22 protein-coding genes are annotated in these 19135 nt (G+C 71.3%); 15 read left to right on the top strand and 7 right to left on the bottom strand.

The genetic code is table 11. The features are described 5' to 3' along the window. Positions 1-128: 128 nt before the first annotated feature. Positions 129-1130, bottom strand: a complete 1002-nt coding sequence (locus ETAA1_RS02615) for an NADPH:quinone reductase (RefSeq protein ID WP_145234054.1) — start codon at positions 1128-1130, stop codon at positions 129-131. Between the two features lie 85 nt (positions 1131-1215). Here ETAA1_RS02615 and ETAA1_RS02610 point away from each other — a divergent pair, with 85 nt between their 5' ends. The 13 genes from ETAA1_RS02610 to ETAA1_RS02550 all read left to right on the top strand — a co-directional run bounded on the left by ETAA1_RS02610 (position 1216) and on the right by ETAA1_RS02550 (position 11246). Then, positions 1216-2106: a hypothetical protein gene (locus tag ETAA1_RS02610; protein WP_202920611.1), complete on the top strand. Its 891-nt coding sequence runs from the start codon at positions 1216-1218 to the stop codon at positions 2104-2106. Between the two features lie 151 nt (positions 2107-2257). After that, positions 2258-3358 (top strand): 4-hydroxyphenylpyruvate dioxygenase, encoded by a 1101-nt coding sequence (hppD, locus tag ETAA1_RS02605; RefSeq protein WP_145234050.1) that lies wholly within the window; start codon positions 2258-2260, stop codon positions 3356-3358. Positions 3359-3417: 59 nt separating this feature from the next. Further along, complete coding sequence (locus ETAA1_RS02600; RefSeq protein WP_145234048.1) at positions 3418-3792, top strand: four helix bundle protein; 375 nt, start codon at positions 3418-3420, stop codon at positions 3790-3792. A gap of 7 nt (positions 3793-3799) precedes the next feature. After that, positions 3800-4534 (top strand): fumarylacetoacetate hydrolase family protein, encoded by a 735-nt coding sequence (locus tag ETAA1_RS02595; RefSeq protein WP_145234047.1) that lies wholly within the window; start codon positions 3800-3802, stop codon positions 4532-4534. Further along, on the top strand, positions 4531-4749 hold the full coding sequence (locus ETAA1_RS02590) for a hypothetical protein (protein WP_145234045.1): 219 nt from the start codon (positions 4531-4533) through the stop codon (positions 4747-4749). The genes ETAA1_RS02595 and ETAA1_RS02590 overlap by 4 nt, the downstream gene beginning before the upstream one ends. 158 nt (positions 4750-4907) lie before the next feature. Then, positions 4908-6071 (top strand): homogentisate 1,2-dioxygenase, encoded by a 1164-nt coding sequence (locus ETAA1_RS02585; protein ID WP_145234043.1) that lies wholly within the window; start codon positions 4908-4910, stop codon positions 6069-6071. 6 nt (positions 6072-6077) lie between these two features. Next, positions 6078-6683: a flavin reductase family protein gene (locus ETAA1_RS02580; protein ID WP_145234041.1), complete on the top strand. Its 606-nt coding sequence runs from the start codon at positions 6078-6080 to the stop codon at positions 6681-6683. Positions 6684-6695: 12 nt separating this feature from the next. Continuing rightward, positions 6696-7133: a hypothetical protein gene (locus tag ETAA1_RS02575; protein ID WP_145234039.1), complete on the top strand. Its 438-nt coding sequence runs from the start codon at positions 6696-6698 to the stop codon at positions 7131-7133. Positions 7134-7192: 59 nt separating this feature from the next. After that, entirely contained in the window at positions 7193-7786 is a 594-nt protein-coding gene (locus ETAA1_RS02570) for a Uma2 family endonuclease (protein ID WP_145234037.1), read from the top strand. 763 nt (positions 7787-8549) lie between these two features. Beyond that, positions 8550-9053 (top strand): 30S ribosomal protein S6, encoded by a 504-nt coding sequence (locus tag ETAA1_RS02565; RefSeq protein WP_145234035.1) that lies wholly within the window; start codon positions 8550-8552, stop codon positions 9051-9053. A 148-nt stretch (positions 9054-9201) separates the two neighbouring features. Then, a complete protein-coding gene (locus ETAA1_RS02560) occupies positions 9202-9795 on the top strand; it encodes a single-stranded DNA-binding protein (protein ID WP_145234034.1) in 594 nt (197 codons plus the stop codon). 111 nt (positions 9796-9906) lie between these two features. Continuing rightward, a complete protein-coding gene (rplI, locus tag ETAA1_RS02555) occupies positions 9907-10518 on the top strand; it encodes a 50S ribosomal protein L9 (RefSeq protein ID WP_145234032.1) in 612 nt (203 codons plus the stop codon). A gap of 74 nt (positions 10519-10592) precedes the next feature. After that, positions 10593-11246 (top strand): GDSL-type esterase/lipase family protein, encoded by a 654-nt coding sequence (locus ETAA1_RS02550; RefSeq protein ID WP_145234030.1) that lies wholly within the window; start codon positions 10593-10595, stop codon positions 11244-11246. Positions 11247-11398: 152 nt separating this feature from the next. Here ETAA1_RS02550 and ETAA1_RS02545 read toward each other — a convergent pair whose 3' ends face one another. After that, positions 11399-11827, bottom strand: a complete 429-nt coding sequence (locus ETAA1_RS02545) for a hypothetical protein (RefSeq protein WP_145234028.1) — start codon at positions 11825-11827, stop codon at positions 11399-11401. Positions 11828-11964: 137 nt separating this feature from the next. Continuing rightward, entirely contained in the window at positions 11965-12498 is a 534-nt protein-coding gene (locus ETAA1_RS02540) for an NADH-quinone oxidoreductase subunit C (protein WP_145234027.1), read from the bottom strand. A 60-nt stretch (positions 12499-12558) separates the two neighbouring features. Here ETAA1_RS02540 and ETAA1_RS02535 point away from each other — a divergent pair, with 60 nt between their 5' ends. After that, entirely contained in the window at positions 12559-13182 is a 624-nt protein-coding gene (locus ETAA1_RS02535) for an isochorismatase family protein (RefSeq protein WP_145234025.1), read from the top strand. Here the strand turns inward: ETAA1_RS02535 and ETAA1_RS02530 are convergent. Genes ETAA1_RS02530 through ETAA1_RS02515 form a run of 4 tightly spaced genes read right to left on the bottom strand, consistent with a single transcriptional unit; the run spans position 13164 to position 18437 of the window. After that, positions 13164-13946 carry an SDR family NAD(P)-dependent oxidoreductase gene (locus tag ETAA1_RS02530; RefSeq protein WP_145234023.1) on the bottom strand — a complete coding sequence of 261 codons (783 nt, stop codon included), beginning with the start codon at positions 13944-13946 and terminating at the stop codon, positions 13164-13166. The two genes, ETAA1_RS02535 and ETAA1_RS02530, sit on opposite strands and share 19 nt — an antisense overlap. 12 nt (positions 13947-13958) lie before the next feature. Continuing rightward, a complete protein-coding gene (locus ETAA1_RS02525; RefSeq protein WP_145234021.1) occupies positions 13959-15134 on the bottom strand; it encodes a dihydrolipoamide acetyltransferase family protein in 1176 nt (391 codons plus the stop codon). A gap of 4 nt (positions 15135-15138) precedes the next feature. Beyond that, positions 15139-17121, bottom strand: a complete 1983-nt coding sequence (locus tag ETAA1_RS02520; protein WP_238389355.1) for an alpha-ketoacid dehydrogenase subunit alpha/beta — start codon at positions 17119-17121, stop codon at positions 15139-15141. Continuing rightward, the gene (locus ETAA1_RS02515) at positions 17118-18437 is read right to left on the bottom strand and encodes an MFS transporter (protein WP_145234019.1); all 1320 of its coding nucleotides are present in this window, start codon (positions 18435-18437) and stop codon (positions 17118-17120) included. The genes ETAA1_RS02520 and ETAA1_RS02515 overlap by 4 nt, the downstream gene beginning before the upstream one ends. A gap of 117 nt (positions 18438-18554) precedes the next feature. Here ETAA1_RS02515 and ETAA1_RS02510 point away from each other — a divergent pair, with 117 nt between their 5' ends. Next, positions 18555-19049 carry an HD domain-containing protein gene (locus ETAA1_RS02510; RefSeq protein WP_238389354.1) on the top strand — a complete coding sequence of 165 codons (495 nt, stop codon included), beginning with the start codon at positions 18555-18557 and terminating at the stop codon, positions 19047-19049. Positions 19050-19135 lie beyond the last annotated feature (86 nt).

The following is a 19135-nucleotide window of genomic DNA, read 5'->3' as shown; positions in this document are numbered from 1 at the left end:
GACAAGAATCAAGGCATTTTTGACGGGATGAACAGGATGAAACAGGATGGAAGAATCAGAGTTCTGTATTAATTCAGGCCCGGTTCTAATCCTGTTTCATCCTGTTCATCTCGTCAAAAAAAGCCCCCTTACACACTCGGCAGCACCACGATCTTGCCGGTGAGGGTGCCGGCCTTCTTGCCGGTGTTCTCCTCCTGCAGCGCGTGGGCCTTGGCCGCGTCCGCGAGCGGGAAGCGGGCGCCGATCAGCGCCTTGATCTTACCCTGCCCCAGCCACTGCGCAAGATCGGCCCCGCACACCCGCTGCTCGTCCGGCGTGGCGTTGAACATGGCGAACCCGTGCAGCGACAGCCCCTTCACGTAGAACGGCCCGTTCGGGAACACCGGCCGCGCCGCCCGCCCGGCCATCACGACCACCCGGCCGCGCGGCGCCATCAGCTCCACGGTGCGGTCCAGGTCGGTCGGCGGCTGCGTCTCGTACCAGACCGTGATACCCGCACCGCCGGCCGCCTCTTTCACCTTCGCCGCCACGTCGTCAGTCTTGTAGTTGATGACGGCGTCCGCCCCCAGTTCCGCCGCCAGCGTCGCCTTTTCCGCCGAGCCGACGGTGGTGACGACTCGCGCGCCGGCGGCCTTCGCCATCTGGATCACCATCGACCCGACGCCGCCGGTGCCGCCGTTCACGAACACGGTGTCGCCGGCGTGCAGCTTGGCGCAGCCGAACAGGCCGAGGTGCGCGGTGATGCCGACGAGCGCCGCCGCGGCCGCCTGCTCGTCGGCGACGTTCGTCGGGGTGGGGTAGAGCCACTGCTCGCCGACGGCGGCGTACTCGGCGAACGTGCCCTGCCGGCCGAGCAGCCCCTGGTTCGAGCCCCACACGCGGTCGCCGACGTGGAACCGCTTCACCCCGGCCCCGACCGCCTCCACGACGCCGGCCAGGTCGCAGCCGGGGATGAAGGGCCTGGGCAAGGTCATGGCGACCAGGCCGGCGCGGATGTACGTGTCGATCGGGTTGACGGACGCGGCGGTGACGCGGACGAGGACTTCGCCGGCGCCCGGGGTGGGCGTGGGAAGCTCTCCCGTGCGGATGACTTCGGGCGGGCCGGGCTGGTCGAGGAACGCGGCTTTCACGGCGGCACCTTCCGGCGGGAACGGGGGCGGTGGTAGAATAGGGCGCGGCCCGGCCTTCGCCGCTCGCCCCAGGTCTGGAGGCGTCATGAAGGACACGCTGATCCAGTACGGCGTCGCCGTGGACCCGCGGGAGATGGTCGAGCCGCCGGACCCGGACGAGCTCGAAGTCGACCCCAAGACCCCCGGCATCGACGACCCCGCGTACATGTCCCGGCGGCGGTGGATTTTCGCGCTGACGCGCAAGCACCGCCTCGAAGGTCTCGGCCCGCCGGTGTTCGAGTACATGCCGGAGGAGGCCCGGCTGTGGGCCGACGTGTCGGCGCAGCTCGCCCCGCTGCACGACGCCCACGCCTGCGCCCTGTACCGCAAGGCGAAGCACGAGCTGGCCATCACGTCGGCCGAGGTGCCGCAGATGCGCCACCTCAGCGACCGCCTCCGCGCCGCCACCCAGACCCACCTCATCCCCGCGGAAGGCTCGCTGGCGTACCGCACCTTCTACCGCTACATCGCCGCCCGCGGCTTCCCCGTCACGCAGTTCCTCCGCCACCCGTCGCACCCGGAGTTCACGCCCGAACCGGACATGATCCACGACTGCCTCGGGCACGTGCCGCCGTTCATGGACCGCGACTACGCCGAGCTCATCACGCTGCTCGGGAAGGCGGCCGCCGCGGCGACGGACGGCGGGCACGTCCTGATGCTGAAGCGGTTCAGCTGGTTCAGCATCGAGTTCGGGCTGGTCGAGGAAGCCGGCGACGTGAAGGTGTTCGGCGCCGGCATCCTGTCGAGCACGGGCGAGATCCCGAACAGCCTGTTCAGCCGCGCCGTGACGCGCCGCCCGTTCGTGACCGACGTGGTCGTGAACACCGACTACGACCCGACGTACATGCAGACGCAGCTGTTCGTGGCCCCGTCGTTGAAGTTCTTGCGGGCCGAGGCAGAAGCGCTGGTGAAGAAGCTGGCGATCAAAGTAACCTAGCCACAGAAGCGAAGACGGATTGGCCGCAAAAAGGCACAAAAGACACAAAAAGGACAGACAAGATAGTCAGACAAGAACCCGGTTTTGAATTCTGTCCTTTTTGTGTCTTTTGTGCCTTTTTGCGGCCAATCCGTCTTCCGGTGGAGCCCCCATGACCGACCTGCCGCTGCGGAAGATCGACCACCTGCGGTTCTTCGTCGGCAACGCCCGGCAGAGCGCGTTCTTCTACCGCAACGCCTTCGGGTTCGACGTGGTCGCCTACGCCGGCCTCGAAACCAAGGTGCGCCACGAGGCCGGGTACGTCGTGAAGCAGGGCGGCATCACGTTCGTGATCGTGTCGCCGCTGCGGCCCCAGCACCCGGAGGTGCAGCGGCTCGTCCTCCACGGCGACGGCGTCTCCGACATCGCCCTCCAGGTGGACGACGTGAGGGACGCCTACAACCTGGCCGTCGAGCGCGGCGCCCACGGCGTCAAAGGCCCGACCAGGCTCGAGGACGAGCACGGCGTCTACGAGTTCGCCACGATCCGCGCCTACGGCGACACCACGCACACGTTCGTGAACCGCGACAAGTACCACGGCGCGTTCGCCCCGGGCTTCCAGTCGATCGACCCGGCCCGCTACAGCCCCGGCACCTACCACCCCGCCGGGCTCCTCGGCATCGACCACGTCGTCGGCAACGTCGAGGAAGGGAAGATGGACGAGTGGGTCGAGTTCTACCGCAAGGTGCTCGGGTTCGAGCAGCTGGTGAGCTTCGACGACAAGGACATCAGCACCGAGTACTCGGCGCTGATGAGCAAGGTGGTGCAGGGCGGGCGGGGGCGGATCAAGTTCCCGATCAACGAGCCGGCGAAGGGGAAGCGGCGGAGCCAGATCGAGGAGTACATCGACTTCTACGGCGGCGCCGGGGTGCAGCACGTCGCGCTCGCCACCAACGACATCGTGGCCACGGTGAAGGCGCTGCGGGCGAACGACGTGTCGTTCCTGCGGGTGCCGAAGGCGTACTACGACACGCTGGCCGAGCGGGTGGGCGCGATCAACGAGGACATCGCGGAGCTGGCCGAGCTCGGCATCCTGGTGGACCGCGACGACGAGGGGTACATGCTGCAGATCTTCACGAAGCCGGTGCAGGACCGGCCGACGCTGTTCTTCGAGATCATCCAGCGGGTCGGCGGCAAGAGCTTCGGCAAGGGGAACTTCAAGGCGCTGTTCGAGGCGATCGAGCGCGAGCAGGCGCTGCGGGGGACTTTGTGATTGATGATTGGTGATCGAGGATTGATGATTGGGAAGACAAGGTCGGTGGGGGCGACACGATGGACCGGGCTGAGCTTCAGAACCGGACGAAGCAGTTCGCCCTGCGCGTCATGAGGCTCACCGCCGCGCTGCCGGGGACGGTGCAGGGGCGGGCGGTCGCCAACCAGTTGATGCGATCGGGCACCTCGGTGGGAGCCAACTACCGGGCCGCGTGCCGGGCGCGGTCGCGGAAGGAGTTCGTCGCCAAGATGGGCGTCGTGATCGAGGAGGCCGACGAGAGCGCGTTCTGGCTCGAACTGGTCATCGACGGGAACCTGCACAAGTCCGAGCTCGTTCAGCCCCTCTTGGCCGAAGCGAACGAACTCCTCCGCATCATGTCTGCCTCCCGGGCCACGGCCGTCCGCCGCAGCCGCGACGCCAAGCCGGGAGCGTAACCGCGTCATGTCTTCTCAATCATCAATCCTCGATCTTCGATCATCGATCCGCTCCATCAGGGACTTTTATGCGTTCGAGCAGCACGTGAAGACGTGCCGGGCGCACCGCGGGCTCGGGATGGTGCCCCAGTGGTACGACGTGCCCGTCTTCTACTTCTCGAACCCGGCCGCGGTCGTCGGCGACGGCGACCCGGTGTGCGCGCCCGCCGGCAGCGCGGCCCTCGACTACGAGCTGGAGCTGGCGTGCGTGATCGGCACCGCGGCGCGGAACCTGCCGGCGGATGACGCGGCGCTGGCGTGCGTCGCCGGCTTCACCATCATGAACGACTGGAGCGCCCGCGACCTCCAGCGGGCCGAGATGGCGGTGGGCCTCGGCCCGAGCAAGAGCAAGGACTTCGCCACGTCCCTCGGCCCTGGCCTCGTGCCGTTCACCGCATTGCAGCCGTACTACCGCGACGGCCGCCTCCACCTGACGATGACGGCCCGGGTGAACGGAAAGGAGTACAGCCGCGGCGACGCCGGCAGTATGTACTGGACGTGGCCGCAGTTGCTGGCCCACGCCAGCCGCGACGCCGACCTCCGCCCCGGCGACGTGCTCGGCAGCGGCACCGTCGGCACCGGCTGCATCCTGGAACTGACGCCCGAGGCGGTCGGCGGCTGGCTGAAACCCGGCGACGTGGTGGAGCTCGAAATCGAACATCTCGGCGTGTTGCGCAACCCGATCGTGGAGCAGCCCGGATGACGCCGTATCCGGACCAGCTGGCGGAGTTGACCGCGTCCGACCCCAGTCTCGGCGCGGAGGTCGGCCGGCTGCGGAACCTCGAAGGCATCCTGAAGTGGGCGCCGGGCGCGGGCGTGTCGCTGGCCGGGCTCGATCTGGTGCAGCAGGACGAGTACAGCTACGACTTCCTGGTGCCGCTGCCGGACGCCCGCTGGCTGGCGTTCGCCGTCACCTGATTCGGCGAGCTGACGGCGGTCGCCGTCTGGGGCCACAAGCCGACGCCGGACGAACTGCTGGCGTGGCGGGTAAAGATCGGGTACGTGCCGACGTGCTCGCTGCTGAAGGGCGGCGCCCGGGTGCTGGGCCACGCTGCCACCCTCACAGGAGGCGCGGAATGAGATACCTCACTCGTGGCACGCTCCCGCCGAAGCGGCACACCGCCCACCGCGCCACCCCCGGCTACCGCAACGAAGGCATCTTCTACGAGGAGGTCGTCTCCACCGAGGGGTTCGCCCGCGCCTACTCGATCGCCTACCACCTCCGCCCGCCGACGCGGGTGCGGAAGGTCGAGGCGGCCGGCACCTGGCCCGTCGAAGCGGCCGAGGTGTTCGAGTTGCGGCACCACCACCTGAAGACCGGCCTCCTCGCGGCGCACGGCGAGCCCGTGACCGGCCGCGTGCCGCTGCTGACGAACGCCGACGTGACCCTGTGGCGCAGCCGCCCCGCGGACCCACAGACGGAGCTGTACCGGAACGCCCGCGCCGAGGAAATCCTGTTCGTTCACCGCGGCCGCGGCCGGCTCCTGACGCACTTCGGCGTCCTGCCGTTCCGCCCGTTCGACTACGTCGTCGTGCCGCGCTGCACCACCTACAAGCTGGAGTTCGACCCCGGCCCGACCGACCTGCTGGTCATCGAGTCGGCCGGCACCGTCGGCTTCCCGAAGCGCTACCTGAACCCCGACGGCCAGTTCCGCCTCGGCGCCCCGTTCGCCGAGCGCGACCTGCACGGCCCCGGCGAACTCCTCACGCTCGACGAGGAGCGCGACACCACCGTGCTGGTGAAGGACGGTTCGCGGCTGACGCGCTACACGCTGGCGCACCACCCGTTCGACGTGGTGGGCTGGGACGGCTGCGTCTACCCGTTCACGTTCAACGCCGACGACTTCGAGCCAATCACCGGCACCGTTCACCAGCCGCCGCCGATCCACCAGACGTTCGAGACGCCGGGGTTCGTGGTGTGTACCTTCGCGCCGCGGGTGCTGGACACGCACCCGGACGCGATCAAGGTGCCCTACGCCCACTCGAACGTGGAGAGCGACGAGGTGCTGTACTACGTCCGCGGCAAGTTCGGCAGCCGCCGCGGGGTGGAGGAGGCGTCGATCACGCTCCACCCGCACGGCATCCCGCACGGGCCGCACCCGGGCACGATTGTGGCGAGCAAGGACCAGACGCGGACGGACGAGCTGGCGGTGATGGTGGACACGTTCCGCCCGCTGGCGCTGACGCGGCCGGCGCTCGACCTGGACGACCCGGCGTACCCGCAATCCTGGCTGGACTAACCCCCGATGCACCTCGACACCGCCGGCGCCGACCCCGTCCGCGTCTACCAGCTGCTCACCGGCGTCGTCACCCCGCGGCCGATCGCATGGGTGAGCACCGTGTCGCCGGCCGGCGTGGTGAACCTCGCGCCGTTCAGCTTCTTCAACGTGTTCAGCGCCAACCCGCCTGTCGTGGTGTTCTCGCCGACGCTCCGCCGCGACGGCACGAAGAAGGACACGCTTCTGAACCTCGAGCGCGTCCCCGAGTTCGTGGTCAGCGCCGCGACCGCCCCGCAGGCGGAAGCGGTGAACGCCACCAGCGCCGAACTGCCGCCCGATGACAGTGAGGTGTCACACGCCGGCCTCGCCACCGTGCCGAGTCGGCTCGTGCGGCCGCCGCGGGTGGCCGCTTCGCCGGCGGCGCTGGAGTGTCGGGTGCGGCAGATCGTCCCGCTCGGCGACGGCCCGATCGCCGGCAACCTCGTGCTCGGCGACGTGGTGGCGATCCACGTGGACGACGCGGTGCTGGACGCCGCCGGCCGCGTGGACCCGCGCAAGCTGCGGACGGTGGCCCGGCTCGGCGCCGACTTCTGGTGCCACACGTCCGACCTGTTCGAGCAGAAGCGGCCGTGATACGGTGGCGCGATGGCGACACCCCCCGTGGTTCAACTCCTGCCGATGTCCACGGACGTGTTCCCCGGGCGCGGCATCGCGGACGTGCAGGCGCACTTCTTCCTCGGTGAGCTGGCGACGCTCCCGCGCAACGGCCGCTACGAGTTCCGCACGGCGGGGCTGAGCGCCGACCCGGGGAAGGTGGTACTGTTCCAGTTCGCCCGGCACGTCGTCGCGAGCGCCGAACTACTCGGCTGCGAGCGGTTCGCCGAGCCCGAGGACGGGTGCGTCGGCGCCATGCACTTCGACCCGGCGTCGGTCCGCGTCTTCGACCCGGTGGGCGCGGACGTGCTGGCCGAGGTGTGGCCCGACCAGTTCCCGGGCTTCGGGCAGGCGAAGACGCGGCTGAGCGGGGACCGGTACCCCGAGTTCCTCGCCCGACTCACGAACGTCCGCGGCCCGCGGCGGTGACCGCCGCCCTGTTCGAGCGGGTTCGGTTGTGGTAGTTTGGCCCGAAACGGAGCGACCCGATGGCGACCGCGCTCGAGCCCACGCCGCCCGCCGCCCGCCTCCTCACGACCGCAGACCTCCTCGCCCTGCCGGACGACGGCGTCGAGCGGTGGCTGATCGACGGCCGGCTTGTGGAGGTCGGGATGACGATCCGGAACAAGTTCCACGCCCGGATTCAGTCCCGGGTGTCGTTCGTGCTCGAGTCCTGGCTCGACGCTCAGCCCGAACCCCGCGGGTCGTGCTACGCCGGCGAGGTCGGCGTCCGGTTGGTTCGGAACCCGGACCGGACGGTCGGAGTTGATGCCGTGTACCTCGCCCCGGACGTGACGGCCCGGGTCATGGCCGACGACTCGACCACGATCATCGACGGGGTGCCGACGCTGGCGGTCGAAATCCTGTCGCCGTCGGACACGGTCGAGGACATCACCCAAAAGGTGAAGCTGTTCCGCGCCGCCGGCGTGCCGCAGGTGTGGCTCCTGAATCCCGACTTCCGCACGGTCTCGATTCACTTTCCGGTGGCCGAGTCGGTCACGCTCAACGCGACCCAGGAGCTGGACGGCGGCGACGCGCTGCCGGGCTTCCGCGTCCCCGTCGCCCGACTGTTCCCGGGGTAAACGGCCCGGCTTCGGTCGATATGGCCGCGGCGAAAATTCTGGCCTGTGAGCTAATTTGGTGCTTGACGGCGGCGGCGCCGTCGGCGAAAGTGACACCCTCTCCCCCGCCGCCGGCGACCCCCTCGGACGAGGCGCGGAACCGACGACGGGGCGGGCGGGCCGGGTTTCTCCCACCGGCTCGTCCGCCCGAGAAAACGAACAAGCCGTGTGGTGACCACCTCTCCCGTTGGTCACCACACGGCTTGCTGTGTTTCGTCGGAGAACGGACCGGCGGTCAGCACCGCCTCTCCCCTCGGCCTGGCCACCCAGCCCGTCTCCTCTGATGTTGAAGAGTAAGGCACCTCGCGTGCCAATTCCTCGAGCGGGATCTGCTCGGCCTCGCAACGTCTGATACGGCAACGAGATAGCGTGCCACACGTGGTCTTTCCCAGTCCCAAGCTGGCGGCTGGACGTGCCTCGTTTTCGGGCATCGGCCGGGCTTCAATGCTGTCTTTTGGAGCAGAGGCCGCTGAGGCATTCGGCCACGGGTCACCGTGGCGCCAATTACTCCACGTCAGTCGCCGGTCGTTCTACGGCCCGGGTCGCACGGACCGACTCGTTCCATTCCGCCCGCGCCCCCTGTCCGGCGCGTGCCGTGCGCTCTAAGGAAAACGGTTCGCGGACCCGCCCGATGGGCACTCCCCCCGCGTGGTGCGGGGGGTCGGCGTATCCCGCCGATCCGTGGTGACCCAACCGCCCCCCCCGGGCTCCGCCGAAGGACCGTATGCCGATGGTGAACACCTACGAAACTCTGTTCCTCCTCGACGCCACGAAGTTGTCGGCCGACGGCGACGCGGTCCGCACGCAGGTCCACCACCTGATCGAGCGGCACGGCGGGCAGATCAGCATCGCCCGCGAGTGGAACTACAACCAGAAGCTCACCTACCCGATCGCCAAGCAGAAGAAGGGCGCCTTCCACATCGTCTACTACACGCTGGAGAGCACCAAGCAGGCCGAGCTCGAGCGCGACTTCGCGCTGGCCGAGGGGGTGATCCTCCGGTCGATGACGCTGAAGCTCGACCCGAAGTGGCAGGAGACGATCCTGGGCATCGCCCGCGACGAGCACGGCAAGGAGTTCGCCGTGAAGGGGATGCAGGACGAGGCCCAGGTGCAGACCGACCCCAGCGCCCTCGGCGCCGAGCCGGCCGCCGGCGTGGACGGCCCCCCGGGCGACGGCGCCCGCGGCCCCCGCGGCCGCCGGCCCGAGTTCGCCGACAAGGGGGACTGACCCGCCCGCGAATCGGCCCACATTCCGACAACGGACCTTGCGAGTGGCCGCCGCCATGCCGTAACCTCCGAGGTGGACACCGCCCCGAACCTGTAGCCTTTAGCTCAACGGTTTCCTTCACGGGGGCGGGTCCGATCGGAGGTCGCACATGGCGACGTTGAACAAGGTGATGCTGATCGGGCGGCTGACGGACAACCCGGGCGAGGTCCGCACCATGCCCAACGGCGGGCGGGTCATCCCGTTCCGGTTCGCCGTGGGCCGCAGCCGCAAGAACCCGCAGACCGGCCAGTGGGAGAACGACCCGAACCCGTTGTACATCGACTGCGAGGCGTTCAGCCGGCCCGACACCAAGCGGGACCTGGTCAACCTGATCCAGCAGTTCTGCAAGAAGGGCGACCCGCTGTACATCGAGGGCCGCCTCCAGTACGACCAGTGGGAAGACAAGAACGGCGGCGGCAAGCGGTCCAAGCACAAGGTCGTCGTCAACGAGATCGAGTTCCTCGGCGGCAACCGCGACGGCGGCGACGGCGGCGGTGAGATGGGCGGCGGCGGTCGCGTGGCCCAGAGCGGCGGCGGCGGCAACCGCGGCGGCTACAGCGGCGGCGGTGGCGGGCGGCCGGCTCAGAACACCGGCGGCAACCGCGGCGGGTACTCCGCCCCGCCGCCGGACGACGACAACGACTACGGGGGTACCCGCGGCGGCGGGACCTCCGGCGGGGGGGACGAGGACATCCCCTTCTGACGCGGTGTTTGGTGTCGGGTGTTTCGTGTTTGGTGGTCCGCACGGGCGGGCCGCCGGCCGGGGCCGACGGACCAAGCACGGACCACGAAACACCAAACCCGGGTGACGAATATGGCCAAGAACTCGAAGAAGGCGGCGACCGGCGCGGCGACCGGCGCGGCGACCGCGACGTTGAACCAGCCGAAGAAGAAGGTCCGCAAGCGGAACCAGGTCAAGAAGGGGCCGCACGGCGGCTACCTCGTCGTGCTGGTCAACGACGTGGCCCACGTCGGCAAGCAGGGCGACGTGGTCGAGGTTAAGCCCGGCTACGCCCGCAACTTCCTCCTCCCGTACGGCCACGCCGTCATCCCGTCCGAGGAGAACCTGCGGACGCTCGAGCACTACAAGATCAAGGTGTCGAAGGCCCGCGAGGCCCGCATCGCCGACCTGAAGGTGCTCGCCGAGCAGCTCACGCGCCTCCCGGCCGTCACCATCGAGGCGAACGCCCACGAGCACGTGGACGAGGCCGGCAACACGCACCACCTGCTGTACGGCTCGATCGGCGCCCACGACATCAGCAAGGCGCTGAAGGGGAAGAACCTGTCGGTCGAGGCCGACATGGTGAAGCTGGAGCACCCGATCCGCGAGGCCAACACCCTCACCCCGGTGCCGCTGTCGCTCGGGTACGGCATCGAGGCCGCCGTGCAGGTACTCGTCGTCGCCCTCCAGGGCGGCAAGAAGTAAGTTCGCTCCGCCGTTCGCGGCTTCGCGCTGCCCAGCGCGAAGCCGCGAACGGCGTCACATCTGCGGAGCCGCCCGTGATCCTCGCACTGGCCCTCGTCGCGCTGCAGCCCACCCCGGCACCGCCCGTCGACGCCGCACGCGCCGCGCGCTGGGAGAAGGAAGTCGCCGCGATCGAGAAGCGCCTCAAGGACGCGCCCCCGAAGGCCGGCGGCGTGGTGTTCGCCGGCAGCTCCAGCACCCGACTGTGGAAGCTCGACGAGTCGTTCCCCGGCAAGGGCTACGTCAACGTCGGCTTCGGCGGCTCCGAGACGCGCGACTCGACGCACTTCGCCCCGCGGCTCATCTCGCCGCTCCGCCCGACGGCCGTCGTGCTGTACGCCGGCGACAACGACATCAACGCCGGCCGCACCCCGGAGCAGCTGGCCGCCGACTTCCGCGCGTTCGTCGCCGCCGTCCGCAAGGACGCGCCGGAGTGCAAGGTGTACTTCCTGCCGGTGAAGCCGAGCATCGCCCGCTGGGCCAAGTACGAGGTGCAGACGAAGGCGAACGCGCTGGTGAAGGGGATTTGTGACGCCGACCCGAAGCTGCGCTACGTGGACATCGTGCCGGCGATGCTGGGGCCGGACGGGAAGCCGCTGCCGGAGCTGTTCGTGAAGGACGGGCTGCACATGAGCCCGGCCGGGTACGCCCGCTGGACCGCGGCCGTGGCCGCGGCGCTGGAGCGGTAAACTCCCGTAGGTCGGGTCGGGGCTTCGAGACCCGGCGTGGGGCGCGGTATACGAACGACGAAAGCCCCGGTGCGGCGCCGCACCGGGGCTTTCGTCTTGAGTCGTTCACTTCCCGCGTCGGGTCTCGAAGCCCCGACCCGACCCACGAACGCCTACCGCCGCCCGTGCCCGTGCCGCCCGTAGTAGGTGCCGTACCCGGGGGTGGCCGCGTGCTGCGGCCACGGCGCGCCGGGCTCCGTCGCGTACCGCGGGTACGGGTACTCCAGCGGCGACACGCTCGGCCCGTACGGGATCCGCGGCGGCAGCGTACCGTACCCGAACGGCCCCGGCGGCGGCAGGAACGACGGCGGGTAGTCGGCGAACGTCCGCGCCGGCGGCTCGCCCGTCGTCGGCGGCAGCGGCCGCACCGGCGCGATCGGCGTCGGCGGCGTCAGCACCGTCCCCTTCGCGGGCGGCATCGGCACCGGTATGTCGGTCTTCGGTGGCGCCACCTGCCGCGGCGGCGGGATGGGGTCCGGCTGGGCGGTCGCGCCGGCGGCGGACGCGGCCAGCACGGCGGCGGCGAACAGGAGGCGGGTCACGGGTGCGGCTCCGAGGGGCGTGGGGATCGGCCGACTTGAATCGTAGTGCCCGCTTCCGCCCGTCCACCAGCCCACCCGCCGGCGCCGCCGGGCGGAGCCCGCCCCCCGGCGCCGCGCCAACCGCTACACGCCGCAGACTACCGGCAGCGGATGCCGTGGTACTCCAGCGGGTACTCGTAGTCCTTCCGCAGCGGGTGCCCCTCCCAGTCCTCGGCCAGCAGGATGCGCCGCAGGTCGGGGTGGCCGGTGAAGAACACGCCGCACAGGTCGTAGGCCTCGCGCTCGTGCCAGTCGGCCGTCCGCCACACGCCGGCCACCGACGGCACCTCCGGCAGCTGCCCCGGGGTGCCGTCCTTCCAGCGCGGCAGCGTCAGCTTCAGGGTGAAGCGGCGGCCGGGGTGGGTGAAGCTGCTGACGCGGTAGACCACCTCCAGGTGCGGCTCGAAGCCGGCCTTCGCCGCCTTCTTCGCGTCCGGCTCCAGGTAGTCCACGACGGTGAGGTCGTTGAGCAACTCGAACCGCAGCCGCGGCTCGTCGCGGAGGAACGTACACACCTCGACGAGCCGCGCGGGTTCGACGGTCACGAACGGGTCGCCGGGGCCGGCGTGGGTGCCGGTGACGGCGGGGCCGAACTGCTGGGCGAGGAGGGCGGACACGTCGGCGGCGGTCATGCGGCGCCCGGGTCGGGGGAAGGGTGCGAGTCTGGTATACTCCGGGGGAGGAGGCCCGCCATGCCCGCGCTCGCCCCCGCCGTTACGTCGCTGCTCGTCGTCGACGCGCAGCGTGGGTTCACCGACCTGTGCCCCGACGAACTCCCCGTCCCCGGCGGCGCCGCCATCGTGCCCGCGGTCAACCGGCTGCTGGCGCTGCCGTTCGCCCGCGTCGACGCCACCCAGGACTGGCACCCGCCGGACCACCGCTCGTTCCACGGCCGCGCCGACGACCTGTACCCGCCGCACTGCGTCGCCGGCACGCCCGGGGCCGACTTCCTCCCCGGCCTCCACGCCGACCGATTCCACGCCGTGTGGCGGAAGGGGTACGACCCGGACTTCGAGGCCTACGCCGTCACCGCCCAGCACCCGGGGTTTGCCGCCTTCCTGCGCGCGAGCGGCATCCGCGCCGTGGTGGTGTGTGGCATTGCCACGAACATCTGCTGCTTCTTCGCCGCCCGCGACCTGCGCGCGGCCGGGTTCGAGGTGTGGCTCGCCGAGGACGCGTCGGCCGGAATCGACATCCCCGCCGCGGGGCTGCTCCAGGCGGCGGCGAAGGCCGAGGGGCAGGCGCTCGGCGTCCGCTACGCGAGCGTCGGGGAGGTGGCGGCGGCGCTGGGCGCGGGTCAGAAGTCGCGGGCGTAGCCGGCCGTCCAGCCGCCGTCCACCGTGAGGACGTGGCCGTTCATGTAGCTGTTCTCGGGGTCGGCCAGGAACAGCGCCGCCACCGCGATCTCGTCCACCGTGCCGGGCCGGCCGAGCGGCACGTGGTCGAGCATCCGCTGCACCGACTCCTTGAACAGCCCGTCGTCGCCGTAAAAGAGCTTGCGCGTGCCTTCGGTCAGCGTCGAGCCGGGGGCGATGGCGTTCGTCAGCACGCCGTGCGGCCCCAGCTCGAGGGCGGTGCCCTTCGTCAGGTTCACGACGCCGGCCTTGGCCGCGACGAACGCGCACTGCAACCGCAGCGGCACGAGCCCGGCGATCGAGGCGATGTTGATGATGCGGCCGCCGCGCTGCCGCTTCATGACGGCCGCGGCGGCGCGGGTCATCTCGTACAGCCCGGTCAGGTCCACGGCGAGGATGCGGTCCCACTCGGCGCGCGGGAACTCGTCGATCGTCACGCGATGGGCCATCGTGTTGACGCCGGCGTTGTTCACCAGGATGTCGAGCCGGCCGCTCCCGGCGACGACGCGCTCGACGGCCGCGGCGACGTCGGCGGTGCTGGTCACGTCGAGCTTCAGGGCGCGGCCGTTGGGGGTGCGGTCGGCCGCGGCCCGGGCTTCGTCCAGGATCAGGTCGGTGTAGTAGACGACGGCGCCGTTCCGGGCGTAGCGGTCGGCGATGGCCTGGCCGATGCCGCGTGCGGCGCCGGTGACGAGCGCGACTTTGCCGCTCAGGTCGCTGGTCATGTCGGTCTCCGGTCAGGCCGTCAGCCACGGGGCGGGGTTCTCGATACACCCGGCGAGCGCCTGGAGGAACCTCGCCGCGGGCGCGCCGTCCACGACGCGGTGGTCGAAGGTCAGGCTCAGCGTCAGCTGCTCGCGGCCGGTCACGCGGTCGCCGTCCATCACCGGCCGCCGGGCGATGCGGCCGACGCCCAGCACCGCCGACTCCGGCGGGTTGATGATCGGCGTGAAGGCGTCCACGCCGAACGCGCCGAGGTTGGTGATGGTGAAGCAGCCGCCGCGCAGGTCGGCGGCGGCGAGGGCGCCGCGGCGGGCGCGCTCGACCAGCTCGCGGGTGCGGGCGGCGAGCGCCGCCAGCCCGAGCGCCGGCACGTCGCGCACCACCGGCACGAGTAGCCCGGCGGGCGTGTCCACGGCGAAGCCGATGTCGAGCCGCTCGGCCGGGGCGAGGCCGGCGTCGGTCCAGCGGGCGGCGAGCGCCGGGTGCTTCCCGATCGCGACGGCGACGAGCTTCAGCAGCAGGTCGGTGACGGTCGGCACCGCGGCGCCGGCGGCCTTGAACTGGGCACGGAGGTTAACCAGGTTCGTGGCGTCGATCGAACTCGTGAGCGTGACGGGGGCGGCGGCGCGGAGGCTTTCCACCATCCGCGCCGCGGTCGCGCGGCGGACCGGCGAGAGTGGCTCGACGCCGGTCGGCGCCGGCGCGGGGATGTCGCGCTCGCGGACGCGGCCGGTGCGGCCGGTGCCGGGGAGTTGCGTGGGATCGACGCCGACCCGCGCCGCCAGCCGACGGGCGCGGGGCGTGACCGCGGGGAGTGCGGGCGTGTCGTTAGGCCGGGGCGCAAGCCCCGTCGGGGTGCACGCGGCGTCGGAAGAACCGACGGGGCTTGCGCCCCGGCCTAACGGTTCGTCCGGGACAACCGGCGGTTGTGTCGGTGGAGCCTTACCCGCCCCCGCCAGCTCGGCGATCACGTCGCCGACCTTCACGCGGTCGCCGGGCTTCGGGCCAGTCGCACGGTAGCGCAGCACGCCGGCGTCCAGGCTCTCCACCTCCTCGACCGCCTTGTCGCCCTCCAGCCGGAACAGCACGTCGCCGGGCTTCACGGCCGCGCCGTCGGCCGCCACCCACTCGACGAACGTGCCCTCCTCCATGTTCCAGCCGAGGCGCGGCACCGTCACGGGAATCGACACCGGGTCACTCCTCCACCAGGTCGCGGATCGCCGCCGCCAGCCGGGCCGCGTCCGGCACCACCGCGGCCTCCAGCGGCGGGCTGTACGGCGTCGGCGTGAACACCCCGTTCAGCCGCCGCACCGGCGCGTCCAGCTCGTCGAAGAAGCGGTCGGCCACCTGCGCCGCCACCTCGGCCCCGACGCCGAACGGTGCGAACCCCTCGTCGGCGATCAGCAGCCGGCCCGTCTTCGCCACCGACGCGCCGATCGTGTCCACGTCCAGCGGCGCCACCGTCCGCGGGTCGATCACCTCCACCGACACGCCGGCGCGCTCCAGCTCGGCGGCCGCCTCCAGTGCCAGGCGCACCATGCGGGCCAGCGCCACCACGGTCACGTCGCGCCCCTCGCGCACCACGGCGGCGCGGCCGAACGGAATCTCGTAGGCCGCCTCCGGCACCGGCCCCTTCAGCGTCAGCAGCTCGCGGTGTTCGAGGAACACCACCGGGTCGTCGCAGCGGAGCGCGTGGTGGAGCAGCCCCTTCGCGTCGTAGGGCGTGCTCGGCACCGCGACCCGCAGGCCGGGGAACTGCGCGAACAGCGGGTAGTAGTTGCCGCTGTGGTGCGTCGCCGCCGAGTGCCCGATGCCGACGCAGCCGCGCAGCAGCACCGGCATCTTCAGCCGGCCGCTGCTCATGTAGCGCATCTTGGCGATCTGGTTGACGATCTCGCCGACGCCGTCCAGCACGAAGTCGGCGAACATGAAGTCGATCACGGGGCGCGTGCCGGTCATCGCCGCGCCGCAGCCGAGGCCGACGAACCCGCGCTCGGTGATGGGCGTGTCGCGGAGCCGCTCGGGGCCGTGCTTGTCGTACAGGCCGGCGGTCGTGCGGAAGTTGCCGCCGCGGACGCCGATCCCCTCGCCGAGCACGAAAATCCGCGGGTTCGCGGCCATCTCGGCGCTCAGCGCTTCGAGCGCCGCCTGCGAGTACGTGACCTCGCGGTCGCCCGGCGGCGGCGGCTCGGGGAGGCGGCGCGGCTCGGCGAACACGTGCGCCGCGGCCGTCGCCGGGTCGGGCCACGCGGCCGCCTCGGCGGCGGCGTGGGCGGCCTCGACCTCGGTTTGGATCGTGGATTCGATCGCATCCAGTTCGGTTGCATCGCCGCAAGCGGCGATCAACTCGCGCAGCGAGCGGATGGGGCAGCGGGCCTTCCAGCTCTCGACTTCCTCGCGGGTGCGGTACGTGTAGTCGCCCATCCCCTCGGCGTGTGGCCGGGTGCGGTACGTCACGCACTCCAGCAGCGTCGGCCCCTCGCCGGACCGCGCCCGCCGCACCGCCTCCGCGGCGGCCGCGCGCACGGCCAGCACGTCGTTGCCGTCCACCTCGACGCCGGGCAGCCCGTAGGCGGCGCCGCGGCCGGCCACGCTCGGGTTCCCGGCCGCGGTGCGGAACGGGACCTCGGTGGCGAACCCGTTGTTCTCGCACACGAACAGCACCGGCAGCTTCCAGATCGCCGCCAGGTTCAGCCCCTCGTGGAACGCCGCGTTGTTCACCGCCCCGTCGCCGAAGAACGCCACCGCCACGTTGTCCGTCTTCGTCAGCAGGAAGGTGTAGCCGGCGCCGGCGGCTTGCAGGATGCACGGGCCGACGATGCCGCTCGTGCCCATCAGCCCGACCTCGGGGCTGAACAGGTGCATGCTGCCGCCGCGGCCCTGCGAGCAGCCCGCGGCCCGGCCGTACAGTTCGGCGATCAGCTGCACCGGCGGCACGCCCTTCGCCAGCGCGTGCCCGTGCCCGCGGTGCGTGCTGAACACCACGTCGTCGCGGCGCAGGTGGTCGCACACGCCGGCGGCGACGGCTTCCTGCCCCACGTAGGTGTGGCACGCGCCGTGGACGAGGCCGCGCTGGTGGGCGCGGGCCAGTTGCTCCTCGCAGCGGCGGATCAGCACCATCGTGCGGAACAGCCGCAGCAGGTCGTCGCGCGGCGGGATCGGGGGCGGGTCGGTCACCACTCGTCGGCGCTCCCAGGAGGGTCGGGACGTTGTACGGGCACGGCCGCGACGAACGCCGCGCCCGCGGCGAAGGTGCACGCCAGGATCAGCAGGCAGCCGCGGTCGCCGAGGCCGGCCACGCGCAGCTCGCCGACGGCCCACGAGCCGGCGAACCCGGCCAGGTTCGCCCACATGTTGATGAACCCGATGGCGACCGCCGCGGCGGACGCCGTCAGGCTCAGCGTCGGCAGCACCCAGAACGGCGTGTACCAGAAGTGGGCGAAGAACCCGGCGCAGCACAGCCACGCGAACACCGCCGACCACGACTGGTCCGGCACCGTGCTCAGCGCCAGGAACAGCCCCGTGCCGAGCTGGCCGATCGTCGTCGGCCACTTGCGGTTGCCCGTGAGGTCGGACACGAAGCCCGACGTGACCACGCCGGCGATGCCGCAGAGGTACACGACGCAGGTCCACCCCAGCACGGTGGTGTCGGCGGCGTCCTGGCCGAGCCCGGCGAGCAGCCCCTTCACCGCGGTCGGCAGCCAGAACACGAAGGCGTAGCCGCCGAGGTTCGTGCAGAAGATGCCGAGCGCCAGCAGCCACACCGTCCGCAGCTTCAGGGCGTCGCGGACGCGCATCGCGTTCGCGGCGGGCGTCGCCTCGCGCTCGGCGGCGAGCGTCGCTTCGAGCCAGTCGCGCTCCTCCGCCGTCAGCCACTTCGCCTGCCGCGGGCGGTCCGTCAGGAGGAACGGCACGGCGATTCCCAGCAGCACGGCCGGCGCCCCTTCGGCGAGGAACACCCACTGCCAGCCGGCGTACCCGAGCCAGCCCTGGTCCAGCAGCCACCGCGACACGACGGCCCCGAGTGCCAGGCTGATCGGGATGCCGACGAGCATGCCGGTGAGGGCGCGGGCGCGCTCGGCGCGCGGGAACCAGTGCGTGAAGTAGACGATGACGCCGGGGAAGAACCCGGCCTCGGCGAGCCCCAGCAGGAACCGCAGGACGTAGAACTCGGTCGGCGTGGTGACGTACGCCATGCCCATGGAGCAGAAGCCCCACGTGACCAGGATGCGGGCGAACCACTTGCGGGCGCTCCACCGCTCCACGAGCAGCGCGCCCGGGATTTCGAGCACGAGGTAGCCGACGAAGAACAGGCCGACGCCCAGGCCGAACACGGCCTCGTCGAACCCGAGGGCGTCGGACATGCGGAGCTTGGCGAAGCCGACGTTGGCGCGGTCGAGGTACGCGACGACGTACAGGGCGAACAGCAGCGGCAGGGTGCGGAGCGCCACCTTGCGGGTGACGCGGCGCGGCAGGTCGGCGTCGTCGGGCATCGGCCGCGGGTCCGGGGAGAGTCGGAGTCGTGACAGGATACCAGCCCGGCGGCGCGGGTGGGCGCCGAAAGTTTCGGGAACGCGAACTTCGGCGGCGCGGCGGGTGTCGCAAGGGGCATGGGCACGAAGCGCACGACGACGACGGACCCCGCCGCCGTCCTCGCCGCGGCGAAGGCGCGCGTCGCGGTGGAGCTTCACGGCGTCCACGGCGTGGCGCACTGGGCGCGCGTCCGCGAGAACGGCCACCGCCTCGCCCGCCACACCGGCGCCGACAAGGAGCTGGTCGAGCTGTTCGCCTTCCTCCACGACTGCTGCCGCGAGAGCGACGGCACCGACCCCGGCCACGGCGCCCGCGCCGCCGACTACGCCGCGACGCTGCGCGGCTCGCTGCTGGTGCTGTCGGACGAGCGGTTCGGGCTGCTGTTCGAGGCGATCCGCGACCACGAGAAGGGGCTGACCCGCGCCGACGTGACCGTGCAGACGTGCTGGGACGCCGACCGGCTGGACCTCGGCCGGGTCGGGGTCAAGCCGCTCCCGAAGTACCTGTGTACGGCCGCGGCGAAGGACCGCGACACGATCGCCTGGGCGTACCGCCGCAGCCGGGCGGCGTGACGCGGGGAGTGATTCCGCCGAGGCCGGTGCGGTTTGACGCCCGGGTCGCAGCCGGGTAGCCTGAACGAGAGGGATCGAAAGCCGAG

The organism is Urbifossiella limnaea (assembly GCF_007747215.1).
GTDB classification, from domain to species: Bacteria; Planctomycetota; Planctomycetia; order Gemmatales; family Gemmataceae; genus Urbifossiella; species Urbifossiella limnaea.
Note: the sequence above shows the minus strand (reverse complement) of the source record. Positions and strands in the feature narration are given on the sequence as shown.

Bases quoted from the DNA above. Each gene is read 5' to 3' on its own strand.
- hppD (WP_145234050.1), top strand. From the start codon at position 2,258: ATGACCGACCTGCCGCTGCGGAAGATCGACCACCTGCGGTTCTTCGTC.
- ETAA1_RS02530 (WP_145234023.1), bottom strand. From the start codon at position 13,946: ATGACCAGCGACCTGAGCGGCAAAGTCGCGCTCGTCACCGGCGCCGCA.
- rplI (WP_145234032.1), top strand. From the start codon at position 9,907: ATGGCCAAGAACTCGAAGAAGGCGGCGACCGGCGCGGCGACCGGCGCG.
- ETAA1_RS02570 (WP_145234037.1), top strand. From the start codon at position 7,193: ATGGCGACCGCGCTCGAGCCCACGCCGCCCGCCGCCCGCCTCCTCACG.
- ETAA1_RS02515 (WP_145234019.1), bottom strand. From the start codon at position 18,437: ATGCCCGACGACGCCGACCTGCCGCGCCGCGTCACCCGCAAGGTGGCG.
- ETAA1_RS02560 (WP_145234034.1), top strand. From the start codon at position 9,202: ATGGCGACGTTGAACAAGGTGATGCTGATCGGGCGGCTGACGGACAAC.
- ETAA1_RS02580 (WP_145234041.1), top strand. From the start codon at position 6,078: ATGCACCTCGACACCGCCGGCGCCGACCCCGTCCGCGTCTACCAGCTG.
- ETAA1_RS02590 (WP_145234045.1), top strand. From the start codon at position 4,531: ATGACGCCGTATCCGGACCAGCTGGCGGAGTTGACCGCGTCCGACCCC.
- ETAA1_RS02565 (WP_145234035.1), top strand. From the start codon at position 8,550: ATGCCGATGGTGAACACCTACGAAACTCTGTTCCTCCTCGACGCCACG.
- ETAA1_RS02595 (WP_145234047.1), top strand. From the start codon at position 3,800: ATGTCTTCTCAATCATCAATCCTCGATCTTCGATCATCGATCCGCTCC.
- ETAA1_RS02510 (WP_238389354.1), top strand. From the start codon at position 18,555: ATGGGCACGAAGCGCACGACGACGACGGACCCCGCCGCCGTCCTCGCC.
- ETAA1_RS02610 (WP_202920611.1), top strand. From the start codon at position 1,216: ATGAAGGACACGCTGATCCAGTACGGCGTCGCCGTGGACCCGCGGGAG.
- ETAA1_RS02540 (WP_145234027.1), bottom strand. From the start codon at position 12,498: ATGACCGCCGCCGACGTGTCCGCCCTCCTCGCCCAGCAGTTCGGCCCC.
- ETAA1_RS02575 (WP_145234039.1), top strand. From the start codon at position 6,696: ATGGCGACACCCCCCGTGGTTCAACTCCTGCCGATGTCCACGGACGTG.
- ETAA1_RS02535 (WP_145234025.1), top strand. From the start codon at position 12,559: ATGCCCGCGCTCGCCCCCGCCGTTACGTCGCTGCTCGTCGTCGACGCG.
- ETAA1_RS02600 (WP_145234048.1), top strand. From the start codon at position 3,418: ATGGACCGGGCTGAGCTTCAGAACCGGACGAAGCAGTTCGCCCTGCGC.
- ETAA1_RS02585 (WP_145234043.1), top strand. From the start codon at position 4,908: ATGAGATACCTCACTCGTGGCACGCTCCCGCCGAAGCGGCACACCGCC.